This window comes from Streptomyces sp. NPDC054956 (genome assembly GCF_053609185.1).
On sequence record NZ_JBSGXB010000395.1, the window covers coordinates 1 to 6071 of the forward strand.

General features: G+C 75.7%; 3 protein-coding genes. 2 read left to right on the plus strand and 1 reads right to left on the minus strand.

Annotated features, from left to right (window positions below; genetic code table 11):
• Positions 1 to 261 precede the first annotated feature (261 nt).
• Complete coding sequence (locus ACWGDE_RS34965) at positions 262 to 2532, minus strand: asparagine synthase-related protein (protein ID WP_453393090.1); 2271 nt, start codon at positions 2530 to 2532, stop codon at positions 262 to 264.
• A gap of 632 nt (positions 2533 to 3164) precedes the next feature.
• Between ACWGDE_RS34965 and ACWGDE_RS34970 the strand changes: the two genes are divergently transcribed.
• Both ACWGDE_RS34970 and lhgO read left to right on the plus strand, forming a co-directional pair.
• A complete protein-coding gene (locus ACWGDE_RS34970; protein ID WP_453393091.1) occupies positions 3165 to 4733 on the plus strand; it encodes a sporulation protein in 1569 nt (522 codons plus the stop codon).
• 78 nt (positions 4734 to 4811) lie between these two features.
• Complete coding sequence (gene lhgO, locus ACWGDE_RS34975; protein ID WP_453393092.1) at positions 4812 to 6011, plus strand: L-2-hydroxyglutarate oxidase; 1200 nt, start codon at positions 4812 to 4814, stop codon at positions 6009 to 6011.
• Positions 6012 to 6071: the final 60 nt, after the last annotated feature.

Genomic DNA, 6071 nt, shown 5'->3' on the forward strand with positions numbered 1-6071 from the left:
CGACCCCGCCCCGGCCCATTGGCCTAAGCCCCCCCACGGGACGGCCTTCGCGGCCCGCCGTACTCGGCTGCGGCGCCGTGGCCGCGCCTCAAACGCCGGCGGGGCTGAGATCGCCCCCGGCCGGAGCATGCACCCACGGCGGGGCTGAGATCGTCCCCGGCTTGAGCGTGAATTCACGGCGGGGCTGAGATCGTCCCCGGCTTGAGCGTGAATTCACGGCGGGGAAGGGGATTGGCGGCGGGCTCGGCCGTCTCTCGTGGGTTACGAGAGGGCCGGGCGGCGGGAGGGGGTGACGGTGGGGACTGCTCGGCGGCGGGGGGTGGAGGTGCCTGTCCAGCAGGTGCCTCGGCGGGCCAGGAGGCGGCCCAGCCAGAGTTCCATGGAGACGAGTTCGGCCAGGCCGTCCAGGGGGACGGGGTGGCCGTCCGCCGCGTCCGCGAGGGCCTGGCGGACCACCCTGGCCTCGATCAGGCCCGCGTCCGCCAGGAGGGGGGAGGTGAAGAGGGAGAGGAGTTGCGGGAGCGCTGCTCGTAGGCCCAGGAGCGTCGCCGAGTGGTTGGGGGCCTGGGTTGTCGCGCCCCAGCCCTCGGGGAGTTCGCGGACGCCGGCCGAGGACAGGACGCTGCGCAGGATCGCCGCCCGCGCGCCGGGCTGGACGCGCAGGGATTCGGGGAGGGCGCGGGCGGCCCGTACGACCTGGTTGTCCAGGAACGGGGCGTGCAGGCGCTGGCTGCGGACCTCCACGGCCTGTTCGAAGACCCGGTGGCCCGCGGCGTGGCGGGCCAGCACGGCGCGGGCCCTGGCCTCGCCCGGGCGGAGCGAGAGGGGTGGGCGGCCCGCGGCCGCGGTGAGGCGGATCGATACCTCCGCCAGGGCTTCGCCCGTCAGCCAGGCCGCGGCCGGGCCCGGGCGGGACCAGGTCAGGGCGGCGAGTGAGGCGTCCACCGGGTTCCCCGACGTGCCCCCGCCGGCGGCGCCCTCGCGGAGCCGGGCCGCCGCGGCCTCCATGCCCGCGCGGTACGGCGTACGGGCCAGGCGGCGGGCGGCCGAGTAGATGGAGAAGGGGACCAGGAGGGAGTTGTCGCCGGGGGCGGAGCGGGCGAGGGCGGCGACCGGGCGCAGCAGGTGGCGTCGTCGGCGGTCGAGGAGCAGGTCCGCGAGCCGGGCGGGGTGGGCGTCGAGGACCTGGCGGGCTCCGTGGCCGGTGAAGTGGTCCGCGGAGCCGGCGGCGAGGCGGCGGCGCTCGCGGGCGGCGGAGACGAGGGACGGGCCCGGTTCGTCGGTGAGGGGGCCGTCGAGGTCCGCGTACGGGAGGGCTTCCTCGGCGGCGGCCACGACCACGTGGTGCAGGCGGGGGTTGGCGGCGATGGCGTGGGCGCGTTCGAGTTCGGCCTCGCGGCCCTGCGGGGTGGCCAGGTCGTTGAAGGTGACGGCGAGGAGGCGTTCCCCGGTGCGGCTGAGGATGGTGCCCGGTGCTCCGGGGAGGCCGGCCGCCAGCAGGGCGAGGGTGGCGGAGGCGCTGCCGCCGGAGAGGTCGGCGCCGACTCCGGGGACGGGCGCGGGGGCGCCGCGGGCCGCGCGCCGGTCGGCGGGGCCCATTCCGGGGACGGGGCCGGGGTCGTAGGGCACTGCCTCGGGAGCATGGCGGGGAGCCGTGAGCCGGGCGCGCACCGCGTCGACCAAAGCTTCCCGTACGCCCTCCACCGCGCGCTCGGGTTCGGCCTCGGGGGCGGCCACCGCGAGGGAGGCCACCGACTCGTACCCGGTGATCTCCCGCGAGCCCTCGCGCAGGATCAGCGCGTGGCCGGGCGGGATGCGGCGAACGCCGACGTACGGTGTGCCGTCGCCCAGCGCCTCCGGACTGTCGGGGCAGGCCAGCAGGGCGGCGAGATGGCCGATGTCGAGCTGCGCCTCGATCAGGTCGGCGAGCGGGAGGGCGGCCGTGGCGTACGCGGTTCCGCTCGCCCAGGGCGTGTAGAAGACGGGCCGGGCGCCGGCGAGGTCGCCGAGGACGGTGATGCGGCGGCCGGCCTGGACGACGGCGGTGTAGCTGCCGGGCCATTGGGTGAGGTGGCGCAGGGCGCCGCCGCGGGCGGCGTAGAGGGCGCGGCGCAGTTCCTCGTCGGTGGCGCCGCAGCAGCCGAGGACGACGAGCCGGGTGAAGGGGTCCGTGGGGTCCGCGGTGATCGTGCGGATCTCGTCGGGGCGCCAGTCGCCGACGGCCCAGAGGGGGTCGGGGTCTCCCCAGAGCAGTTGGGCGCCCACGGGGACGACGGTGCGGTCGGCGTCGGCTGCGGCCGGGTCGTCCGGGTGGTCGGCGTCGGCGAGGCCTCCGTGGACGGCTCCGTCGGCCCATCCGTCGGGGCCGGTGCCGTACGCGGCCTGGCCGTGGCCCTGCCCGTAGCCCGGCGTGGAGCCGTATGTGCCCTGGCCGGAGCGGTGTGCGGTGCTGTGGGCGGAGCCCGGGCCCGCTACGCGTCCGGCCGTGCCGAAGCTCGCGGAGATACTGCTCCACCCCACCAACCAGCGCACCGCCGCCTCCCCAGCCCGTGGGCACCTGACCGGGGTACCAACGGCGCGGCAGGCTCTCTGGGCACGGCCGGCGGGACCCCGGGTGGCTCGGGGACCATGCTGCCACGAGACGGGCGCGCGAGAGTGGTTAAGGGGGGCGCACGTGCAAACGAACACGCCCCGTCCATGCGGTATTTGGCGTTCCGTTCCCACCGTCCCATAGGTCGCTTTCGGCCATTCTTCGGCCGTGCCGCGCACCCGCCGGTCCCGTCCGGCGGGGCACGGCGGAGCGCGGTCCGGGAGGCGGCGTCCGCCCCCCGGACCGTTCCGCCACCCGCGGGGATTGAGGCAGCGGCGTCCCCCGGCCCGCCGGATCCACGCGGCGGGCCGACCCACGCACCGCACATCGAATCGCCGGGCCCGCGGAGCGGCCAGAGCGCACGGCCGGGCGCACGGCCACACGGGCGGAGCACGCGCTGACACGTGCGCCCCGGGCCCGGGGGCCCGCCCGACTGTGCATACGGACAACAATCCCGCCATACGGAACAAGAGGCCTTAACGCTTGGGAGGCGGGGAACTACGCTGGGTTTACGAAATGCCGGGCGCCTATGCCCCGGCGGCGTATGCGTTCCGCGTGTGACGAGGGGTGGCGCATGTCCAGGGAGCTCCGCGAGCCCAATGAGAAGCTCGGCGCCGTCCTCGCCCTCGCGGGCATCAGCAACGCCGGGCTCGCCCGCCGGGTCAACGACCTCGGCGCGCAGCGCGGCCTGACGCTTCGGTATGACAAGACGTCCGTGGCCCGGTGGGTCTCGAAGGGGATGGTGCCCCAGGGCGCCGCCCCGCACCTGATCGCGGCGGCCATCGGCGCGAAGCTCGGCCGGCCCGTGCCGCTGCACGAGATCGGGCTCGCGGACGCGGACCCGGCGCCCGAGGTCGGGCTGTCCTTCCCGCGCGACGTGGGCGCCGCCGTGCGCTCGGCCACCGACCTCTACCGGCTCGATCTCGCCGGACGGCGCGGCGGTGGCGGGATCTGGCAGTCGCTCGCCGGTTCCTTCTCGGTGTCGGCTTATGCGACGCCGGCTTCGCGGTGGCTGATATCTCCGGCGGACAGCTCGGTGGCGCGCGAACCGGGGCAGGTGCAACACCGCGCCGTGCCCTCCCGCACGACCGTGACATCGCGTGAACCGGTGCCGGGCGCGGCCCCTCCGGAAGGCCTTCCGGCGCCGCCCGGCGCCCACGTCGGGGGTGTGCCCGCCCAGCCTTCGGGTGAAACGCCCTCCCCTTCCGCGCCCGAGGCCGGCCCGCAGCGCGTGGGCCACAGCGACGTGACCAAGCTGCGCGAGGCCGCCGAGGACGCCCGCCGCTGGGACTCCAAGTACGGGGGCGGGGACTGGCGTTCCTCGATGGTCCCCGAATGCCTGCGGGTGGACGCGGCACCGCTGCTGCTCGGCTCCTACACCGACGAGGTGGGCCGCGCGCTCTTCGGCGCGACCGCCGAGCTGACGCGGCTGGCGGGCTGGATGGCCTTCGACACCGGGCAGCAGGAAGCGGCCCAGCGCTACTACATCCAGGCGCTGCGCCTGGCCCGCGCGGCCGCCGACGTACCGCTCGGCGGGTACGTGCTGGCGTCGATGTCCCTGCAGGCCACCTACCGGGACTTCCCCGACGAGGGCGTGGACCTCGCGCAGGCCGCCGTCGAGCGCAACCGGGGCCTGGCCACCGCGCGCACGATGAGCTTCTTCCGCCTCGTCGAGGCCCGGGCGCACGCGAAGGCGGGGGATTCGGCGGCCGCCGGGGCCGCGCTGCGGGCCGCCGAGAGCTGGCTGGAGCGGGCCCGGGAGGGCGACGCCGATCCGACCTGGCTCGGCTTCTACTCGTACGACCGCTTCGCGGCGGATGCGGCGGAGTGCTACCGCGACCTCAAACTCCCGCGACAGGTAAGGCGTTTCACCGAACAGGCACTGTCCCGGCCGACCGAGGAGTACGTACGATCACACGGGCTGCGGCTCGTGGTGAGCGCGGTGGCCGAGCTGGAGTCCGGGAACCTCGACGCGGCGTGCGCGGCGGGCACCCGGGCGGTGGAGGTCGCCGGGCGGATCTCGTCCGCACGGACGACCGAATACGTACGGGACCTGCTGCACCGGCTGGAACCGTACGGTGACGAACCGCGCGTCGCCGAACTGCGCGAGCGGGCGAGGCCTCTGCTGGTGACCCCGGCATAGGCCCCGCGTCGCCTCGTTGTCAGTGGCGGGGTGCACTATGCAGGGGTGGGAGGTGTCAGTGTGGGCGGCGTGGGCAGCATGGGCAGGGTGGACTGCGATGTGCTGGTGATCGGCGGCGGAATCGTCGGGCTGTCGACGGCGCATGCCCTCGCCGGGCTCGCTCCGGGGACCCGAGTGGTCGTCCTGGAGAAGGAGGACGGCCCGGCGCGGCACCAGACGGGCCGCAACAGCGGCGTGATCCACAGCGGGATCTACTACAAGCCCGGATCGCTCAAGGCGCGCTTCGCGGTGCGCGGGGCGGCCGAGATGGTCAAGTTCTGCGCGGAGCACGGTATCCCGCACGAGGTGACGGGCAAGCTCATCGTCGCCACCGAACGGGACGAACTGCCGCGCCTGCACGCGCTCGTGCAGCGGGGCCGGGAGAACGGCATCCCGGTGCGGGAGCTGGGGCCGACGCAGATCTCCGAGTACGAGCCCGAAGTGCGCGGGCTGGCCGCGATCCACGTCGGGACCACCGGGATCGTGGACTACGGGCGGGTCGCGCAGCAGCTCGCGGAGTCCTCCGGGGCGGAGATCGTCTACGGCGGGGCCGTCGAGCTGATCTCGCGGCGCGCGGCCGGGGTGGCGGTGCGGACGAGCAGTGGACTGGTGGTGCGCGCGCGGGTCCTGGTGAACTGCGCGGGCCTGCAGTGCGACCGGATCGCGCGGATGGCCGGGGACGACCCGGGGATGCGCATCCTGCCGTTCCGCGGCGAGTACTACGACCTGGCGCGGCCCGAGCTGGTGCGCGGGCTGGTCTACCCGGTGCCGGACCCGGCGTTCCCCTTCCTCGGCGTGCACCTGACGCGGGGCATCGGCGGCGGGGTCCACGTCGGACCGAACGCGGTGCCGGCGCTGGCGCGCGAGGGGTACGGGTGGGGCGTGGTGCGGCCGCGGGACCTCGCGGACGAGCTGGCCTGGCCGGGCGCCTGGCGGATGGCCGCGCGGCACTGGCGGTACGGGGCGGGCGAGGTGCGGCGGTCGCTGTCGAAGGCGGCGTTCACCGACGCGGTGCGCAGGCTGCTGCCGGCGGTGCGCGCCGAGGACCTGGTCCCCACCGCGGCCGGGGTGCGGGCGCAGGCAGTGCTGCGGGACGGGACGCTGGTGGACGACTTCCTGATCAAGGAGGGGCCGCGGACGGTGCACGTGCTGAACGCGCCGTCGCCGGCGGCCACCGCTTCGCTGCCGATCGGGCGGGAGATCGCCACGCGGGCCCTCTCGGCACTCCGGGCGGCGTAGGCCCCGGGCCGGGACCGGGACCGGGCCCTGCGGGGCTGTCCCCTACCCGCCCTTCCACCG

Bases quoted from the DNA above. Each gene is read 5' to 3' on its own strand.
- ACWGDE_RS34970 (WP_453393091.1), top strand. From the start codon at position 3,165: ATGTCCAGGGAGCTCCGCGAGCCCAATGAGAAGCTCGGCGCCGTCCTC.
- lhgO (WP_453393092.1), top strand. From the start codon at position 4,812: ATGGGCAGGGTGGACTGCGATGTGCTGGTGATCGGCGGCGGAATCGTC.